The following is a 20,364-nucleotide window of genomic DNA, read 5'->3' on the forward strand; positions in this document are numbered from 1 at the left end:
TAAGTGAGAATGTCCATGATACGATCAAATAAATACATATCGACCTTAGCATGTATCCTGATGGTTTTTGCGTTTGTAGCTTGCGAAAACTATCTGGGTGGTGACACAAACCAGGATCCAAACAGAGTCTTCGAGGATGAAATAGGACAGGATGCACTATTGCCTCCTGTATTGGTATCAACAAGTGAGGCTCATTTTAATATTGCATTTACCTTTTCTCAGTACGCGCAGCATATATCATTTACAGGTTTAACTGATTCACACGAAGAAACAGAGCTCACAGGAGCCTGGACAGAAATTTATCTGACTGCCCTAAATAATCTCGCTGTAATGGAGGAGAAAGCACAAGAAGCTGATGCCTCTCATTATTTAGGTATAGTCAAGGTTATGCAGGCGTATAACTTAAGCCTGGCTACTCATGCCTGGGAGGATATTCCCTGGTCCGAAGCATTACAAGAAAATGAGTTTACGCCCCAATATGATAGCCAGGAAGATGTCTATAGTGCCATTCAACAGCTTTTAGATGATGCTATCACTGAGCTTCAAAAAGAACCTTCAGAATTTAACCAGCCGGGCAGTGATGATATTATTTATGGTGGTGATATTTCCAAATGGATTAAAACAGCGTATTCATTGAAGGCCAGAAATGCGATCCATTTAACAGCACAAGGAGCAACATCAGCTGCTAAGGAAGCTCTTACTGCAGTGTCAAATGCATATACCAGTAATGCTGATGATTTCCAGGTTACCTATAATGCCGACAAAAATCTAAATCCATGGCACACAAGTGCATACTTGGCTGCCCAAACTGGTAATCCCGCGCCCGATCATGCCGATCAGCTTATTGATATGATGAATGGAGAAACATATCCGGAGGAAGATCCCCGGCTACCAATCATCGCAAGCAACGGTGGTGAAGCCGAGTATTATGGTAGTGAAAGCGGTAATTTCGGAGTAAACAGTGATGCTCCCGACAATAGTTCGAATGTTGCTTTTACAGATGAAACATTTTATTCACAAGCGGATGCTCCGATCATCATGATGACTTATGCTGAAATGAAATTTATTGAAGCAGAAGCAGCCTTTTTGCGTGACAATGGCGGCGATGCACTAGCAACGGGAGCTTCTCAGCAGGCGTATGATGCCTATATGGAGGGTATCAGGGCTCACATGGATAAACTCGGTGTTTCGGCTTCAGACCGAGATGACTACATGAGTGAAAGCAGTGTCGATGTAGGTGCAGCCAATCTTACTATGGAGTTGATAATGAAAGAGAAATTCAAGGCACTGTTTCTGAATCCGGAAACTTATAACGACTATCGTCGCTATGACTTTGATGATAGTATTTTTAAAGGTTTAGAGCTTCCGGCTAATCATAATGAAGATTTAAATGGTGAATGGATTCAGCGTGCAGTGTATCCAAGTTCTGAGCTTAGCCGTAATCAAGAAGAGGTTAAAAAAGCTCAGAAAGATATTGGAACACCCATGTGGTTTTATAATTAAACAACAAGAATTTCAGGATTATGAAAATTTTATCAATTATGAAGAAATTAATTTTATTTCTGTTAGTAGGGCTTCTGACGATATCCTGTATGGAAGAAGACAATTGGTTGAAAGATAATATCGAGGAAACAGGCAGACATTATCCGAATATCTCTGATTTTGAAATAAAAAATGCCCAAGATGAATACCAAGTAGGCGAAACTGTAAGTCTTGACCTTCTTTTCTGGTCAAATGATCCGATTGAAGAGATTATCCTTCGGGATTCTGTCGTCAATGAAAGCGCCCAGCAGGTCTATAGTAGATACTCTCCGGGAGAAGCTACATTTTCAGAAGAAACACAAACAGATTCATTAAGGATTGAATATGAGGTGCCTAACGTCCCCAATGATCCTTCAAAGATTAATTTAGAGGTCGAGATTGTCAATGAAAACGGTCTTTCCATAACTAATATAGAGGCCGATAACTTTGCTGCTGGTCCTATAAATATTACTGTTGTTCAATAGCAGCAATTAGATGAAGTTATAGCAGAGTTCTTGAAAAAAGGACTCTGCTATTTTAATTGGTGATAAACTATCGAAAGAATTCGTATGCAGAAAAAGATTATATATTCTCTGTTACTGCTCATTTTTAATCTTGCGGGCTGCTCTCAACAGGTTCCTGAGACAAAAACAGAGTTAAAATCTGAGATTACAGAAAAGCTTAACTCACTAGATGGTGACTTTGCTGTTGCCTTCAAAAATTTGAGCGATGCAAGCGAAGCTGTTTTTATCAATGAGCGCGAAATGTTTCATGCAGCCAGTACCATGAAAACACCGGTGATGATCGAGCTTTATAAACAAGCGGAAGCCGGCAATTTTTCTCTGGATGATTCGATTGAGGTGAAAAATGAGTTCCGAAGTATTGTTGACAGCAGTCGTTATCAAATGGATATTAACGAGGACAGCGAGGGAGAGCTTTATGATCTTATCGGCCAGAAGCGCCCCATTCGCGAGCTGATAAATGATATGATTACCATGAGCAGCAATCTGGCCACAAACATCCTTATAGAAAAAGTGGGTGCCCAAAATGTGACTGAGACGATGCACGGCTATGGGGCTGACAACATCAAAGTACTGCGGGGAGTGGAAGATATCAAAGCCTACGAACAGGGGCTAAGCAACCGCACTACCGCGTTTGATGAGGCTGTCATTTATGAAAAACTGGGCCGCGGACAGGCGGTGAACCAAGAGGCGTCCGAAGAGATGATAGAGATTCTGAAAAGACAGCACTTCAATGAGATGATTCCTGCACAGCTGCCCGACGAGGTTGAAGTAGCACATAAAACGGGATGGATTACAGGGGTAAATCATGATGTGGGATTGGTGCAATTGCCAGACGAACGTCAATATGTGCTGGTACTGCTTTCTAAAAATGCACCGGATCGAGATGCAGTACTTTCTACCTTTGCTGATATTTCACATCTCGTTTATCAGTTTGTTGCGGACTGAAGTGCTTTTCAAGATATCTCGTTACCAATCTCCTAGGTTGAAACTTTGCAGGACAGTTGGGAATGCTTCTTCATAACTGATTTCGGCGGGGCGGTCTTTCTATCGCTTAACCATTATACCCACGGATGAATCCGTGGGCTATGAAGGGTTTGAAAAAGCCCACTGGAAGCGGTTTCGGGTTTGCTTCATAGCCTGATGATTCATCTTCAGGCGAAGATGGATTGAGTTGCAAAATGATCAACCAAACAGCTATCCCAAGGCAATAAGGTGTCAAGCTGAACCCTGTCCTGACCCCAGACAACTGTCGGGACCGGCTTGATTTAGGATCTCTTCAGCATCTTTAGCTTACTTTTCCCTCAAAAGCTTTTACGGAGGTTATTCACTTACAGATTATCTGAAACCGCAGAGTCATGTAGAATTACGCAGCGAGGTTTGTAAATATTCTCTGCGTAACTCTGTGATATCCTCCGCCTTCCTCTGCGGTACATAAGTTGTTCTATTCAACAATCAGCCCGTTTTCTATAGCTTCTATATTTTGCAGTTGGGGATTGTAGAGAAATCCATTAATAATGACGTACTGAACCTGGTCATCCTTGTCTCGCAAAACCAAATTGGGCGTATGACCAAGTCCAATGGTGTTTTCGTAGGAGTCCGCCATAATTAAATTTATAGGATAAGAAGAAAATTCTTCTTTCAAATCATCATCAAACTCTACATTCTGTAAGACGATGCCGGTATAGCCATCATTAAGAAGCCTGGCAGGATTCAATTGCCGTAATGCCTTAATATTTTTAAGCGTATCGGGATAGATTTCCCCCGGGGATGCAACCATACCGTCACCGTCAAGTTCATTATAGCCATAGTAGGTGGAAAGGTCGCCAACTTCGGCAATGCGGCTGCTGTAGCGATAGCTGCGATGATCTTCATTCTCATTTTCGCTGTAACGAATGCCCAGATCCACAGTAAAGAGCTCGGCTTCTTTTTCGATGTTAACATTTCTGATGATCAGGTCGTGCAGATAGACTTCATTTTCCGGGATGTCAAAATATTCATCGACCGGCTGATCATTGTAGGATTGTGTTCCGATAGCATCCGCAGCGGTGACTAACAGCATAAAGTTCAGCTTTCGGATATACTGCTTTTCAGGATCATTGGGATATCCGCCCGATTCAATCAATATCGTGCTGGTTCCCCATTTTTGAATCATATCACCAAAAGCCCGCGGCTCATGAGCATCAGAATATTTGGCCACCTGTCCCGGGATATACTGTTGCAGCATATTATTTAGCTGGACGATCAGTTTCATGGCATTTTCCCGCACCTCGTTAACTGATTGATCATAGTCGTAGGCGGGAGCCAGAAACGATATCGTAGCCGGCTCGGAACTTCGCCCTGCGGTATAATAGGTGGATTGGTCGTGCAGGTTAAAACCAAAGTCGGCCTCTAAGCTGTCTCGCACTCTTTTTAGTGTAGTCCCCTCTGGCGTAGTCAGTCGCAGGGCATCACGGTTGACGTCAATATCCAGGGCATTGTAACGGCGAAAACGCTCAGCGCCGTCGGGATTAAGCATAGGCAGAAAGTGCAAGGTGGTATTTTCCAAGATGCGATTGCGAAGCTCCATCAGAGAATTACCCGGCTCACGGAAGAAGTTCAGGAGGTCAAAAATGGCGGCCGTAGCAGTAGATTCATTGCCATGCATCTGTGACCAGAAAAAGATATCCGTATCACCCTCACCAATGCTAATCAGTCGCAGTGAACGTCCTTCAATCGAGGTGCCAACGCGGCGGACTGTGAAGTCGGAATCATCCTCCAGCTGATCGATCAGAGGTTGTATATCCTCGTGCTTAAAACGACGCGTTTCGATAGTGTTTTCCTTGTATTCATCGTATTGATCATAAAGCAGGTCGATAGCCCTGTTATTTTGGGCGAACATACCTGTGACACTGACAGCAATAATGACTGCTGTAGATAGGATTGTTTTCATGAATGAAATTACTTAATTGTCTTTTTGAGATTTTAAAAATTGTTATTTCTCTTCATATCCCGGCCCGCGTACTACCTGTCCCGGCATGGCCCCGGTATGCTCTCCGTTATCGAGAACCTGCTGTCCGTTCACAAATACATGATGCACACCTTCGGAATACTGATGCGGATCTTCATACGTGGCATTATCCTGGATCGAATCAGGATCAAATATAACTACATCCGCATAATAACCCTCTTTGAGATAGCCTCGTTTGTCGATTTTTAAATTAGTAGCGGGTAATCCCGTGAGGCGATAGATAGCTTCATTGAGAGGAATGATCCCTTCATCACGAACGTATTTCCCCAATAGCCGGGCGAATGTGCCGTACGTACGCGGATGCGTGCTCGATTCCAGTACTTCGCCCTCGGCAGCCACCGAGCGGGCGTCAGATCCAAAACTCATGTACGGCTGCTCAATTTTCTTTTTCACGTTTTCTTCCGACATCACAAAGAAAACCGATCCTATGTCGCCGCCGTTTTCGATCAGCAGATCTAGGATTGTTGGGATCGGATCAGTACCGCGTTGTTCGCTGACTTCGGCCAGATTCATTCCGTTAAAATGTTTGAGCGAATCCACATCAAATTCAAGCAGTAAAATATTTTCCGGTGATCCGGCCAGCTGGTAATAGTTTTCCCAGTCCGTTTCGGCGCTGGCCATTTCGTTTTCCACTTTTTTTCGGATTTCCGGATTCTGGAGCCGATCAATAAAATCTTCTGTAGAACCTTCCTGAGCCCAGGGAGGGGTAGTGGCATCGAGTCCCGTTGAAGCAGCAGGATAGGTATACATATTGGCTGCTACATCATGGTCGAGTGCCCGAAGCGAATCGATTTTGTTGAGGACGATGTCCAATTTATCCCAGTTCTGTTCCCCGGCTGCTTTCAGGTGATAAATCTGCGCATCGATGTCGGCTTCGGTAGCAATCGTGAATAACTCGTCAGTGGCTTCCAGCAGATCATCGCCCTCGCTACGGATATGTGAAATATACATCCCGTCGTATTCGGCTGCTGCCTTAGACAGGGCGATGAGCTCATCCGTATCCGCAAACCAGGCCGGCGCGTAAATGAGTGATGAACCAACGCCCAGAGCGCCTTCTTCCATCGCGTCACGGACCAGCTGCTGCATCTCTTCCAGCTCATCTTCAGTGGGAGCGCGATTTTCATTGCCAAGTACGTATTGGCGGATGGTCGTGGCACCTACAAATGAGGCTACATTGGGAGACACCCCTTTATTGGTCAGATGTTCGAGAAAGCCCCCCAGTGTTTTCCATTCCTGATCGTCGTGCATCTCATCATTCAGCGGTCCCATCGAAGAACCTTCGCCAAAAATTTCGAGCGTCACACCCTGTTTGATATCGCTCATCGACCGGCCGTCGTCGAGCAAGCTGTAATTGGCCCAGCTGAGCATATTTATAAATCCTGGTGTCACCGCCATTCCTTCAGCGTCGATAATGTTATCCCCTGATGCCGAGCTAAGGTTGCCGATGGCAGCAATTGTATCACTTCGAATGCCGATATCAGCGTTTTTTGCGGAATCTCCGCTGCCGTCATAAACCATTCCGTTGCGAATAATTACGTCATATTGGCTCTGGTCCTGACTACAGCTGAGTCCTGCAAATCCTATTATGAGTATCAAAAATCCATAAAATAATTTTACACGCATCCCATTTCCATTTTCTTTGAAATTTTGTTAGATAGGGGATGAATTATAGCCTGTATTGTTGGCGTGAATCATCCCCCTGAATCTTGCTAAAGAGCAATAAACTGTGATCATCTGATGAAGTCAATTCTTTCTGAATTTTTAGCATTTGCTGTGATTTTAATTCTTGGAATTTCTGCATGTCAGACGACAGAACGAGCAACACAGCCAGAATCTGCTGAGCCGCCCGCCGCGGAAAATCCGTTTGCTACAGTATTTGATACCTCAAAGGTATTTTCAGCAAATTTAACGGGTTTTGCACTGTATGATCCTGAAACCGATTCAATGGTATATGCGCAAAACGAGGATCGCTATTTTACACCTGCCTCTAACACGAAACTGTTTACTTTTTATACAGGTTTAAAACTTCTACCGGATTCATTGCGGGCACTTGATTATGTGGAGCGGGGTGACTCGCTAATCTTTTGGGGGACGGGCGACCCATCTTTTTTGCATGAAGAATTCGGAAATGGTACGGTATATAAATTTCTACAAGACAGTGACAGGGAGTTGTACTATTCCGACTCAAATTTTGATGATGACTTGCTTGGCCCTGGCTGGTCATGGAGCGACTATCAGTATTACTACCAAACGGAAAAAACGCCGCTGCCAATGTATGGCAATACGGCTACTTTCGAAATGGAGTCGATAGAACTGAAGCAGGTGGCTCGCACTGAGGGTGGATCTCTTGCCGTTGCTCCTGAATACTTCCGGTCATTTATTCATGAACCAAATCAGCGAGATGTGGATGAGCCTATATTATTCCGTGAACTGAACGGCAACCATTTTGAATACAAGCCAGAAGCGGATACTATTACTTATACGACGGATAAGCCATATCATTATACGCCGCAGCTGATAACGGAAATGCTGTCGGATACCTTGGATAGGTCGGTGACATATCTGCCGGATATCGAAAAGCCTGATTCTACACAGGTGCTGTACAGTATTGCTTCAGATACCGCCTATAAACATATGCTGCAGCCGAGCGATAATTTTATTGCTGAACAGCTGCTTTTTGTTGCGGCTTCGGAGCTGGGGATGTCGCTTAACTCCGAAGCAGTGATCGATACTATGGTATCAGCCCATCTGGATATTCTGCCCGACGAGCCGCAGTGGGTTGACGGTTCGGGTTTGTCGCGATATAATATGTTTACGCCACGCTCGATTATTCAATTGCTCAGAGCTATTGATGATGAGTTTACTAGTGATCAGGAGCTTTTTGATCTATTGCCGGCCGGTGGAGAATCGGGAACGATAAGTAGCTGGTATTCTGCGCGTGACGGCGGCTCCCCCTACGTTTTTGCCAAGACAGGCACGTTGAGCAACAATCACAGTTTAAGCGGATATGTTAATACCCAAAGTGGTAAAAAGTTGATATTCACCTTTCAGAATAATCATTATGTTGGATCATCCTCGATAGTGAAAGAGGAGATGGAAAAGGTGCTTTGGTATATCCATACTACGTTTTAAATTTCGTTACGAAAATTCATCTCGTTTCAATCAATAGTCAAGTTTAGCTGCCAATTGGGATATAACTTTATAAAAGCAGCTAAACCTCTTCGAGCGTTTGGTTCGACATCCGACGAGTTATTTAGCGTTCATACGCCTGAAGATGAATCATATCACTGTAAATGAGCCTATACGAGTTTCATCCGTGGGTATATTTCTCTCAACCTCATTAGAGTTTACTATCATTAGCGCGGGAATTAATTCCCGCGCTATAGGTCAAAAACTCTATCAACATCTCCGTGTCATTCCGAAGAATTCAGTGGGTTTCTGAATGATGAGGAATCTCAACCGATTCAGAGACTCTCATTTTGAATAAAATACAGTCTGTATCTACACTTGAGATCCCTCTCCCGAAAGCCTGCGGGTTCGGGATGACAAACAGAAATAGCAACAGCCTGAAGATGAATCGTCAGGCTAAGAAGAAAAACCAGAAGCTCACTTAAAGTGAGCTTTTACAAATGTTCTTAGCCCACGGATTCATCCGTGGAGAGGGGTTAAACATCCATAAATTCTTAATCATAGCTCAAACTGAAGTTTTAAGTCAAAGCATAAGGATCTGGAGAGGTAAGGTAAACGAACCTTTGTCGAACGTCTGATTTAAGGCCGATGAGTTTTTAGCAAGTTAACTGTGTCTTAATTTTGGGATAGAAAACTGGATTCAATAGAGAAACCGTGCTTGTTGATCTCCTGATTGCTGTCACGCAAAAACTCTTTGATTTTGTTTACCGGTACGGCCTGTGTAATCCCGTAATTGATACGCGTTTGTTGCTGAACGAAAACGGAATCCGAATAGGGACGTGCAGCTCTGGAATAGTCTTCAGTTAATGGCCGGGGTACAAGCACACTTTCGCGGCTTGCGGATGAAGAACTTGCTATGCCCACCCATTCGAAGGATTTAAAATTATCCTTTGTTGCAAGAATAAGTCCACCGCTGATACCCGGATTAAAAGTTGCATCCGTAATAAAGTAACGGTCATTCCAGCTTTCGGATGAGCTGGCCAATCCCCGGGTAATCATCGGATATCCTTTCGGAAAGCCCAGGATGTATAAAAAAGAACCCAGGCGTAGTAAATCACTGTTACCCGGGTTAATCATCAGCTTATGTTGGTCAAGATTCTTGTCGCGCCCGAATTCAACATTTAAAAGAGCAACATCCAGCCGGTTATCGGATGCTATAACTTCAAATGACTTCAGCTCGGGACCAAGAAAAACGAGATTGGTTTGTCTTCTTTTGATGCTGACTGATTCAACATATTGATTGGAAGGAAGATTGTCATTTTCATAATAAGCGATAGCCGTATCAGGAAAAGAAACGGTATGCTCACAGGTCAAGAGAAGAGAGTTATTACTATTTTGATCTAAAATTACGGACGTACCGGCTGTACTTTCTTTAGAAGAAAAATAATCGGTAGCAATATCCTCTGGATCATTTGTTCTAATGTCGTCTATTGTAATAAACTGTTCACCAAAGATATAATTGTCATAAAAGGCTGTTGAGACAATCCGAACTACTGATTGTTGGGCTTTTTTTAACTCCTCGGTAACATCCTGAGGTGGGAATGCCGAAGTATAGTATTCTGAATTTCCAGATTTGGGAGTAGAGGTGTCGGTTTCAGTATTTTCTGATGCAGGTTCGGAACTGCTGCAGGCCATTGCAATTGCTGTACAGAATAGTACAAGTGAGATATGTCTTAATATAGCCATAGATATAGATATGAATTAAAAACCTATAATTCTATAACTTTGTGATAAGTCGGAATATTATTTGGTGATATGTCCGAATATTACTTTTGTCTATATATAAGTATAGTTTTGATCAGAGGCCAATATATTAACAGTGCGACTGCAATTGAGCCGACTGCAATAAATTTTTGATCTACTAACTCTATTGCAAACAACCTCGTTAACGCCTTGGCTACATTAGTCAAACCGAGTATGAGCGTGATAAATACCACCATACCCATGATGATATTTCCCGAAACAGCATTTATGTTTGCTTTATCAAGCAATCTGGCATTGTTGACCATCAGCCAGAGAAAGATTGCGATAAAGGGAAGGATGATACCGTTGAATGCCTGGGCCAGAATAATGGCGGGAATTGGCTGGACTTGCAGAACGCCAAAAAGGATGCCGGTAAGCAAAACGATTAGCCAGACGGCCCGAAAGCGGAAGCTACTGGATTTCCACTGTCCTGGACTTCGAGATCCCAGGATACTTTGAGCCGTCAGTGAGGCTGCCAGTGGTGCTGTTAAGGCAGAACTGAAGCCGGCGGCACACAACCCGATCCCAAAAAATGTAGCGGCCCATCCGCCCAACTCAGCAGCCATTGTTTGCGACAGGGCTTCGTATGTAAACTCTCCCTGCACTGAACTGCCGACGACGAGTACGGCCATCGAAACAATGCCACCTAAAATAATCGCTGTAGAGAGACTAAAACGCATCTCTTTGAGATTTTGGGCGTGCTTGAGCCCCGATCCCAAAAATAAATTATATGGCACTATTGTCGTCCCGATAAGGCCGATAACCAGCAGTTCTGATCCCCCCGGCATCGAGGGTAGGACCAGGCCGGTGAAAAGATCAGCTGCTGAAGGTTTTTTGAGGATGGCTGTCGTCAAAAAACAGAGTCCCATAACGGCAACGACAATCCCGAGAAGCTGGGCGATCTGTCGGGTGGAGGCAAACCACATCAGCACGATACAGCCACCGCCAATGATAAGCGTAAGAATAGGAGTGGAGATATCAACCAAAAGAGCTGCGCCAGCAACAGCACCAAGGATATTGCCGGCTTCATAGGCAGCACACCCCAAAACAATAGTGATGAGCACAAGATATGCCAGGCCGCGTCCGGCGGCAGAATCTTTAAAACGCTGAAAGATCGTTTCTCCGAGATTTTGTCCCGAGGTCAGTGTCAGACGTGCCGCTGCTTCCTGCAAAACGATACAGGCAACTACGGAAAAAAGCAGTGCCCAAAGCAGTGTGTACTGATGATTGGCCCCAGCCGAAGCTGCAGTAGTTATGGTGCCGGGACCAATAAAGGCGGCAGACAACACCGACCAGAATAATATATTGAGGATCCGTTCCCGCAAAAGCCAACAGTTGAATTAAAATGTTGAACAGGCCCATAATTAAACATTCAAAATCCAACATTCATAATTATTATTTTGAAACGAGTAAGTTGGTTTTGCAACAGGGGGTTCGGGGGCTAATCGCGGGAAAGAAGTTATTCAATATGGACTAATGTGGAAAAGCTATCCCCGATTTCCTGTTTGCAGAAAGAACAAAATCTACGATTCCCCCGGCAGTTTTTTGGTTCGTTTTTTGCTGAAAAAAAATGAACGGTACAAGGGGCTTTTCCGATACCGGAATATTCAACATTCATAATTCATCATTCAGCACTCCTACTTCCCAAACCCACCACCGCCGGGTGTATGAATGATAAATTTATCCCCAACATCTAAATCGGCGCCATCTATGGCATCCTGCACGTTCCGTTCTCCACTTTTCCGGATGATAACCTGTTCACCTGTTTTGCCCGGTTGACCACCTTTTAACCCGTATGGCTTCCGATTTCTGTGCTGTGTTAGCACCGAAAGACTTACTGGTTCTGTGAATGTTAGTTCTCGTGTAATGCCGTTGCCTCCGCAGTGCTTACCCTTGCCTCCCGATTTTTTTCTGATTTCATATCGATTAAGAATCACCGGGTAGCGGTGCTCCAGTATCTCCGGATCAGTCCCGGCCGTATTCGTCATATGATGATGGACAGCATCAGACCCGTCAAAATCCGGTCCCGCGCCCGTACCGCCGCCGATCGTCTCATAATAGCCGAAAGATTCGTTGCCAAAAATAACGTTGTTCATCGTTCCCTGGCTGCAGGCGACTCGTTCGAACGGTTTCAACAGCAAGTCTACAAGCCGTTGACTCGTTTCCGTGTTTCCGCCCACTACGGCCGGACACTCTTTTGGGTTAGCGCTAAAATCAGGATTTAACATTCCTTTCGGTAATATGATATCCACCGGTTCAAGCAGTCCTTCATTTAGCGGCATAGGTTTGCCGATCAGGCATCTGAGTACATACATCACCACACTCTGCACGATTGCAGGTGTGGCATTAAGATTGCCCGGATGTACTTTATCAGTATCCGAAAAATCAATGGTAAGTTGCTTGGCTTGTTTTTTTATCTCTGCACAGAGACGAGAATCATCATCCAGAAACTCCTCGCTTTTTTGGGATATCTCCGGCAATGACTGAATCATTGCTCTCGCCTTTTCTGCCGACTGGTTTTTGATTTCCGACATATAGTGGCGGATATTATCCGTTCCTTCATTCCTGGCAAGATTACGCAGCGCCTGTGCACCTTGATGATTGGCCGCCACAGCCGCTTGCAGATCGGCAATATTCTCTTCGACAGCCCGGCTGGGATAAGGTGCTTCAGAAAGAATGGCTTTGGTGTGATCCCACTGCGGCTGACCGCCTTTTATTAGATGCGTGGGCGGAATAACAACGCCTTCTTCGGCTAATGAAGAAGCATTGGGAGGCATAGATCCGGGACGTGTACCTCCGATTTCGGAGTGATGTGCACGACAGGCCGTGTATCCGAGGTGCTGATTCTCATCATCATAAACAGGAGTTACTACTGTGATATCAGGCAGATGAGATCCGCCGTAATGGGGATGATTTGTTGCCACGACATCCTCGGGATTCATTTCGATCGACTCCTGTAGTCTGCGCACACACAATCCCAGCGCACCCAGGTGAACCGGAATATGCGGAGCGTTGACAATGAGTTCGCCCCCGGAATTTAACAGGGCACAGGAGAAATCCATCCGCTCTTTTACGTTGACCGAAAGAGCAGTTCGCCGCATCATTTCACCCATCTCCTCCGCAATAGAGGTGAAGCGGTTCGTAAAAAGTTCCAGGTTCACAGATTCAGTCATCTCTGCTTTTGGAGCAGTTGTTGAATTTTGCTCTTGTGTAAGTTGAATTGTTCCGTTTCGACCGATCCGAGCCTTCCACTCTGGCTCCACAACCGTGGTGCTGTAAGGGTCCAGAATGATAGCAGGTCCTGTCAGCCGGTGATCAGCTTTAAACTCTTTTCTGTTATAGACCGGTGTTTCATTTTGAGTGGCAAATTGTACTTCTGTTTTATATGCAACAGGTGGATTGCCTTTCGAGGTAAGAAGATCCTCCTCAATAGATTGAGTATTACCTGCAGCTGCAATCACTCGAACCGATTCCACTTCTATTTCACGATTAGAAATCCAGTGGCCATAGCGTTTCTGATACGCTGCTTTAAAATCGTCTCGTACCGAATCAAGGTTGCGAAATTCTACCTCCAGCGTCGATTCCTGGCCCTCAAGACGCAGGAAAAGAATTCGGTGTTTGATTTTACCTGTGGCTTGTGGATCATTCAGTCGCGATTGTAATTTTTGGCGCGCCTGATTTTCCAAATCCTCAATAACAGAAGGCAGTCTGGATTTTATCTCTTCCAGAGATTCAAGAATCTGTTGCTCGACAAAAGCCTCAACCGAAGCATCTCCCAGGCCCCGGGCACTTAACAGTCCTGCTTTATCGGGAATCAAAACTTTTTTCATATCCAACAGTGAGGCAATAGCCGTGGCGTGTTGCGCTCCCGCTCCTCCAAATGCCACCAGTGCATATTCCGAAGGATCATAACCCTTACGCAGCGATATTTTGTTGATAGCTTCGGCCATACGTTCGTTGGCAATTTGCAGTAGTCCCAGCAGTATTTTTTTGGGATCGGGGGATCGCCCTTTTTCTTTAAGCTGATCCAGCAAAGCCCGGAACTGCTTTTCGGCCGCCTCCATTGAAATCGGAATGTTGAAGTTTTCCTGCTGCAGTCTTCCCAACAGTAAATTCACATCCGTAAGAGTAAGCGGACCACCGGCGCCATAGCAGGCGGGTCCAGGATCAGCCCCGGCACTGTCGGGACCAACAGTAAGCTTTTGTCCGTCAAATGAGCAGATAGATCCACCACCAGCTGCAACAGTTTCGATGGCCAGGGCGGGGGCTTTGATTGTGGCACTGCCGACTGAGTGCTCGAACTGGTAATCGAAACCGTGGTCGTATCGTGCTACATCAGTGCTGGTGCCGCCCATATCCAGCGAAATTATTTTTTGTTGATCAGCGGATCTTCCCACGGCCGCGGCACCGATCACTCCGCCTGCCGGTCCGCTAAGCAGGCTGTCCTTGGGCTTAAACTCATCCGAGGAGGAGAGTCCGGCAGCACTGTTCATGACAAAAATGCTGCCATTTTTAAGGGTACTTTTAACCGAATCCAGATATTCCTGCAGTACGGGCTCCAGGTATGCGTTAACAACCGTGGTTTGAGCGCGGGGTAACAGCTTGATCAGCGGACTCATATCCGAAGAGTTGGAAACAAAGCTTGCTCCTTGTCTCCTAAGCCCCTGCTCGAGCTCTTTTTCATGCTCGTCATTTTTATAGCTGTGCATCAGGCTTATGGCAAACGATGCATTTTCCTTTTTCATAAACTCTGCTAATGATTCAGGAAGAGAGCTGCTATCTAATTTTTGCAGGACTTTACCATTGCCATCCAGTCGCTCGGGTATCTCGATTACTTTGTTATAAAGAGGTTTTGGTTTATCCACTTTGAAGGAGAAGAGTTCCGGGCGTTTCTGATCACCGATCTGTAAAAAATCGCGGAATCCCTCCGTAATTAAGAGCACTGTTGGAGCGCCATTTTTTTCCAGCAGTGCGTTTGTTCCTTTGGTTGTTGCAAGCCGAAGCCGGATGGGAGGGAGGTCTTCATCTGGAAGGGTGGCGGTAGCCAGGCGGCAGGCTAAAATCGGTGCTTCTTTTTTCGAAGTGATTTCAAACGCCTCTCCTGCGGTAAAATTTGTTGGACTAGAACTGGCAAAAGTTACAGTAGAGGCATCAGCATCAAACGAAGTGATTTTTGCAGGAGATCTATCTTTGTCGAATGACTTTAGTTGAAATCCCTTTATAAAATCATTCGGAGCATTCCAGCTTTGGTAAATGCGGATTTTTCGTGAAGAAATAATTTCTGCGACACTGCCGCGCAGACTACTATTACTCAGTACTTTTAAATAGCGGACATTGCCTTGAGGATTTTGGGCAATGCAATCCGTAAAAGTACCGCCGGTATCGATCCAAATATTCCAGAGAGACTTATTCATTTGATCCCATAGTCGTTATACTTCTGTTTCTGTTTGACTAATTGTTTTTAATTTTTCCCGCAATTGGTCAGTTAAAGGAATACAGAGTGCTTTGTCACCTTTTGTTGGGACTGGTGGGTTTTGTACAGAATAAGGTTTAATTTTGTGATCTGATGTGATTAAAAAAAGGGGTATATACTGTTCTCCGATAGATTTATTGAAATTTTCAGCAGATTCAGCATCATCAAATTCCTGAACCTGAATATCAGTAACAGAATTTATGATGGTAGAAATATATTTGTAGTTTAGCTTCTCGTGAAATAGAATTCTTCCACTTAGATGGCTCGAAACTTCCTTATTTTCTATTTCACCACGTGTATTCGGAGCTAGCTGGAAAACATGAGATCTTCCGAAAATTTCACCGTATCGTAGAGCTGCCAACGAGTTAACCTCATCATTAGGTGTAAGAGAAAGCATATGACCTATACCATCCAGATCAAGCTCTTCCAAAGCAAATTCTGAGAGGATATTTCCATGATAGGTTTCAATATCCAGTTTTTGGGCATTTGTTATATTTTGCCGGTTTGAGTCGGCTACCAGAACTTTAAATCCTTCATTGCTTATTGTTTCCGCAATTTTCAAAGACCAATCATAGGCACCCAGAATCAGTATGCCGTTAGGAACGGGTTTGGCTACTCCCAATTTATTAGCTACCCATGAAGCAGGTAATCCGTAAATAGTTACAGTGCCAATAATGACCAGAAATACGACAGCTACCAGCTGGTCGGCATGGGTAAATCCATTTTGAACCAGACTTATGGCAAAGATTGATGAGATTGAAGCCGCAACGACTCCGCGGGGTGCCATCCAGCAAAGAAATAGCTTTTCGCGCCAGTTAATATTGGAAAACAAAGTAGAAACATACACGCCAACCGGACGAGCAATAATGATAAGAATGGCCAAAAAAGCAGCAAAAGCCCAATTTAAATTATCTAGTAAACTGCTTAATTCAACACGTGCAGCCAATAAGATAAAGAGTGCAGAAAGCAGAAGCACCCGTAAATTTTCTTTGAATTCTACTATATGATGTATATGGGCCTTTTTTTGGTTGGCTAAAGCGATACCCATAAGAGTTGTAGCCCAAAGCCCGGATTCATGTTGCAGAATGTTTGAAATAGTAAATACTGTAACTACTACCATAAGACTTATAGGATTCTGCAGAAAGTCGGGTAGCAGGTGCTGTTTTAGTAAAAAGTAGATCAGGGCCGCACCCGAAAGGCCGACTAGTGTACCAAAGAAAATAGTTTTAACAATGCTCATAACTGCCACACTAGTAGCTGCAGAGATGCTTGTACTCAGGATAACTTCAAATACAAGAACAGATAGCATGGCGCCTATTGGATCAATAACGATACCTTCCCATTTTAAAATGGAGCCCACTTGTCCCGATGGACGCACTTGCCGCAGAAGAGGAATAACAACTGTCGGACCTGTAACGACAAGAATAGCACCTAAAAGAATGGCAAGCTCCCAATCAAAAGGTAGAAGAAAGTAGGCCGAAAGTGATGTGATACCCCACGTTACCAGTACACCGATGCTTACCAGATTTCCAATGACGCTCCCCACATCTTTTAACTCTGCAAAGCGAAGACTTAATCCACCTTCAAAAAGAATAATAGCAACCGAAACCGAGATAAAAGGCGCCAACAGATCGCCCATCAACTGGTCGGGATCCAGCAAACCAAAGACAGGGCCAACCATTATACCCGAGATTAAGAGGAGCAAAATAGCAGGTAGTTTAAAGCGCCAGGCTACCCACTGGGCCCCGATGCCAAAAATGAGGATACTTGTGATCCCTATTAATAAACTTCCGCTCATGTTGTATTGTTAAATACTATTCGATCCATTCCGTTAGTTCTTGAATGGAAGAAAATCATGAAATGTGCTTTGATAAACAAAGTTTTTTGAGATTTTAAAAATGGAGTTGAAATCTCAACTCAATAATATTTATAACAGTTTGGTTTTATTTATATCTTGATCTATTAACAGATTAAGTTAACTGGATCTTAGCTTAAGATTAAGCAGATATAACTCCTTATATGAAAAACCAACTGAAGAGTAAATTTATATCTGAGATTATTTGGTTACTGGGTATACTCCTTGCAGCAGCAGCAGTTGAATATGCCATAATTATGTTTTTTAATCTGCATCCTATACTTAGCGTAAAAATCCAGGGATTAATAGGGCTTGTGCTTATTGCTTATGTCATTCGAATGATTACCAGGATGGGAAATGATGGCCTATTTTCTTATGAAGAAGATAGTGAGAAAAAGACAGATCAATCATGAAGGGTGACAGTCTGTACTATCAAAAGCTGTTTTGACCATTCTAAATAGCTAAACTAACGAAGATTAAATTTTGCTATACGGTGATGTATTTGGTAGTCACTTCACTGCGAGTCTGGATAGAAACTTAACATTAAAACTCTTATTCTAACGGCTCAATATTGACATACCAAAGTTATTACTATGGATATATTTTCGGCAGCGCCACATCACGACATTTTATTACTGGTATTACAAGTTGCAGTATTGCTTTTCTCTGCCCGGGCACTGGGAGAAGTAGCCCAGCGGCTGGGACAGCCATCTGTTGTGGGAGAGATTATGGCCGGAATTATTCTGGGCCCCTCTGTTCTGGCCACTCTTTTTCCCGGTTTTGGAGAATGGATCGTTCCACAGACAGCCACTCAGGGATATCTGTTGGAAGTAGTGAGTCTGATAGGGGCTATGTTTTTGCTGCTTATTACAGGACTTGAAACAGATATAAAGTTGATAAAACGTCATGCACGAACGGCTATGGGCGTTTCGTTCGGGGGTATCTCGGTTACTTTTGCTTCAGGATTCTTGCTCGGCCAGTACCTGCCCGATTTTTTGCTGGCCGACACAGAAGAACGGCTTGTCTTTTCTCTGTTTGTTGCTACAGCAATGGCTATTTCGGCCATTCCAGTGATAGCCAAAGTACTAATGGATCTGAATTTGATGCGGCGCGATATCGGTCAGACGATCCTGGCAGCCGGAATGAGTGACGATACTACCGGATGGATTTTGCTTTCGATTGTAGCCGGTTTGGCCAGTGGAGAATCGGTAACAATTGGCAGTGTTTTGCAGATTGTCGGGAGCATTATTGCTTTCATGATTCTTAGTTTTACTGTAGGTCGCTGGCTGGTGCGTAAGTTGTTGGCTTATGTTCAGGATGAAGTTTACAGCACGGATCGATTATTGACGCTCGTCATTGTATTAACGTTTGCATGGGGAGCGATAACTCAGGCACTCCATCTTGAGGCAGTGTTAGGAGCTTTTGTGATGGGCATTCTTTTTGGGATGATGCCGCGATTGCCCGAAGATGTCATTCATAAACTGGAAAGCATAGCACTGGGAATCTTTGCACCCATATTTTTTGCCGTTGCGGGGTTGAAAGTGAATATCCTGAATCTTCTTGACCCGACGCTGATCGTTATAACGCTTATTGTGATTGCCGTTGCTTCCATCGGGAAAGTAACCGGAACGTATTTTGGTGCCCGTGTCATCGGCGGAAAAGACCACTGGACGTCACTTAGTTTCGGAGCCGGCTTAAATGCTCGCGGTGCTATGGAAATTATTATCGCTACGATTGGTTTGAATCTTGGGATTCTAGCGCAGGATATGTTTTCCATTATTGTAGTAATGGCGATCGCCACATCACTGATGGCTCCGACAGCATTGCGATGGGTATTAGCACGTGTAGAGATGGGAGAAGAAGAAAAAGATCGTCTAAAAAAGGAGGAGCTTGAAGCAGAAAGTTTGGTCGCTGGTATTCATCGAGTGTTGTTGCCCGTGCGACGGCGTGAAGGTGAAATCAACGGGCAGGCAGTGCAATCAGTGGAATCGGAGCTTCTAAAACTATTGGGCCAGACAGGTGCGTTATCGGTGACTCTTCTAAGTGTTGTTCAGGATGAAGATAAAAAAGAAGTATGCGAAGATTATCTGGATAAGATAGCAGAACTTTTTGATCAGGAAGAGATTGTAAAGAAAGTTGTACAAAGTAAAAATGTGGGGGATGCTATTCTTGATGAGGCAAAAAAAGATTATGATTTACTGGTCTTGGGAGCGACAGAAAAGGGACGGTATGACTCGCATTTATTCAGTCCCCTTATTGACTACCTAACACGTGTTGCTCCATGCCCCACATTAATTGTCCAGGCAGAAAGTATGCGGCAGCAGTGGAATCCCAGCCGGATACTTGTGCCGACTAATGGAACCGAAGCATCGAAAAATGCAGCGGATATGGGATTCTTTTTGGCCAAATCTGACTCCACTCGCGAAGTTTCGGTAATGAATGTAGTGTTTGATGAACATAAAGACTCGCCTTGGCATATACGAAAAGATAAGCTGGAAAACATGATGGAAATTGGTCGTGATATTGTTGATGAAATGAAAGAACTCGGCGAAGCAATGAATGTGCCGACCAATACAGTAGTCAAAAAGGGGGAAACACCCGAAGAAGCCATTTGTAGTTTTGCCAATGAAAATGAAATTGATTTGATCATTTTGGGGACGAACATACGTCCCGGCACGCACCGGCTTTATTTGGGACCTCGGGTTGAAACAATCATTAAAAAAGCAGCATGCCCTGTACTAGTGTTAAATACATAGCCAAGTGTGAAAAAGAAGAAAAAAATCTTTGCAAAAACGATAAAGACTGTATCTTTGTAACCCCTGGAAAAAGTGTTCATGATGTAGTGAAGGAGAATTTTCGTTACTTTAGCATCTGACAAAATTCAATTATAAATGAAATCAGAGAAGTACATATCTGGAGCAAAGCGGATGTATTTGATTTTATTTCGTACAAAATCAGTATATCCTACAGCATTTCTGATTTCTGCTTGTAAATAATATCCTACCTGTTTTTTTATAGCGTGTCATGTTTATTTAACCTATACAACCAGATT

At 44.1% G+C, this 20,364-nt stretch carries 12 protein-coding genes; 6 read left to right on the forward strand and 6 right to left on the reverse strand.

Annotated elements, in window-relative coordinates; translation table 11 throughout:
- Positions 1 to 15 precede the first annotated feature (15 nt).
- From ACT3ID_RS16595 to ACT3ID_RS16605, 3 genes are all read left to right on the forward strand, one after another.
- A complete protein-coding gene (locus ACT3ID_RS16595; RefSeq protein ID WP_491543179.1) occupies positions 16 to 1,503 on the forward strand; it encodes a SusD/RagB family nutrient-binding outer membrane lipoprotein in 1,488 nt (495 codons plus the stop codon).
- Positions 1,504 to 1,523: 20 nt separating this feature from the next.
- Positions 1,524 to 2,006 (forward strand): hypothetical protein, encoded by a 483-nt coding sequence (locus ACT3ID_RS16600; protein WP_491543180.1) that lies wholly within the window; start codon positions 1,524 to 1,526, stop codon positions 2,004 to 2,006.
- Positions 2,007 to 2,090: 84 nt separating this feature from the next.
- Complete coding sequence (locus ACT3ID_RS16605; RefSeq protein WP_491543181.1) at positions 2,091 to 2,990, forward strand: serine hydrolase; 900 nt, start codon at positions 2,091 to 2,093, stop codon at positions 2,988 to 2,990.
- A 496-nt stretch (positions 2,991 to 3,486) separates the two neighbouring features.
- Here ACT3ID_RS16605 and ACT3ID_RS16610 read toward each other — a convergent pair whose 3' ends face one another.
- Both ACT3ID_RS16610 and ACT3ID_RS16615 read right to left on the reverse strand, forming a co-directional pair.
- Positions 3,487 to 4,974: a M14 family metallopeptidase gene (locus tag ACT3ID_RS16610; protein WP_491543182.1), complete on the reverse strand. Its 1,488-nt coding sequence runs from the start codon at positions 4,972 to 4,974 to the stop codon at positions 3,487 to 3,489.
- Between the two features lie 42 nt (positions 4,975 to 5,016).
- Entirely contained in the window at positions 5,017 to 6,675 is a 1,659-nt protein-coding gene (locus tag ACT3ID_RS16615; RefSeq protein ID WP_491543183.1) for an N-acyl-D-amino-acid deacylase family protein, read from the reverse strand.
- A gap of 114 nt (positions 6,676 to 6,789) precedes the next feature.
- On the opposite strand from ACT3ID_RS16615, the gene ACT3ID_RS16620 reads away from it, so the two are divergent.
- Positions 6,790 to 8,184, forward strand: coding sequence for a D-alanyl-D-alanine carboxypeptidase/D-alanyl-D-alanine-endopeptidase (locus ACT3ID_RS16620; protein WP_491543184.1), 1,395 nt, complete (start codon positions 6,790 to 6,792; stop codon positions 8,182 to 8,184).
- Positions 8,185 to 8,856: 672 nt separating this feature from the next.
- Here the strand turns inward: ACT3ID_RS16620 and ACT3ID_RS16625 are convergent.
- The 4 genes from ACT3ID_RS16625 to ACT3ID_RS16640 all read right to left on the reverse strand — a co-directional run bounded on the left by ACT3ID_RS16625 (position 8,857) and on the right by ACT3ID_RS16640 (position 17,255).
- On the reverse strand, positions 8,857 to 9,927 hold the full coding sequence (locus tag ACT3ID_RS16625) for a S1 family peptidase (protein ID WP_491543185.1): 1,071 nt from the start codon (positions 9,925 to 9,927) through the stop codon (positions 8,857 to 8,859).
- Positions 9,928 to 10,007: 80 nt separating this feature from the next.
- On the reverse strand, positions 10,008 to 11,309 hold the full coding sequence (locus ACT3ID_RS16630) for an Nramp family divalent metal transporter (protein WP_491543186.1): 1,302 nt from the start codon (positions 11,307 to 11,309) through the stop codon (positions 10,008 to 10,010).
- Positions 11,310 to 11,621: 312 nt separating this feature from the next.
- On the reverse strand, positions 11,622 to 15,398 hold the full coding sequence (locus ACT3ID_RS16635) for a hydantoinase B/oxoprolinase family protein (RefSeq protein ID WP_491543187.1): 3,777 nt from the start codon (positions 15,396 to 15,398) through the stop codon (positions 11,622 to 11,624).
- Positions 15,399 to 15,413: 15 nt separating this feature from the next.
- Positions 15,414 to 17,255 (reverse strand): cation:proton antiporter, encoded by a 1,842-nt coding sequence (locus ACT3ID_RS16640; RefSeq protein WP_491543188.1) that lies wholly within the window; start codon positions 17,253 to 17,255, stop codon positions 15,414 to 15,416.
- Positions 17,256 to 17,476: 221 nt separating this feature from the next.
- On the opposite strand from ACT3ID_RS16640, the gene ACT3ID_RS16645 reads away from it, so the two are divergent.
- Both ACT3ID_RS16645 and ACT3ID_RS16650 read left to right on the forward strand, forming a co-directional pair.
- Positions 17,477 to 17,725, forward strand: coding sequence for a hypothetical protein (locus ACT3ID_RS16645; RefSeq protein ID WP_491543189.1), 249 nt, complete (start codon positions 17,477 to 17,479; stop codon positions 17,723 to 17,725).
- Between the two features lie 180 nt (positions 17,726 to 17,905).
- Positions 17,906 to 20,068 (forward strand): cation:proton antiporter domain-containing protein, encoded by a 2,163-nt coding sequence (locus ACT3ID_RS16650; protein WP_491543190.1) that lies wholly within the window; start codon positions 17,906 to 17,908, stop codon positions 20,066 to 20,068.
- Positions 20,069 to 20,364 lie beyond the last annotated feature (296 nt).

Source organism: Fodinibius sp. GM108, assembly GCF_058386985.1.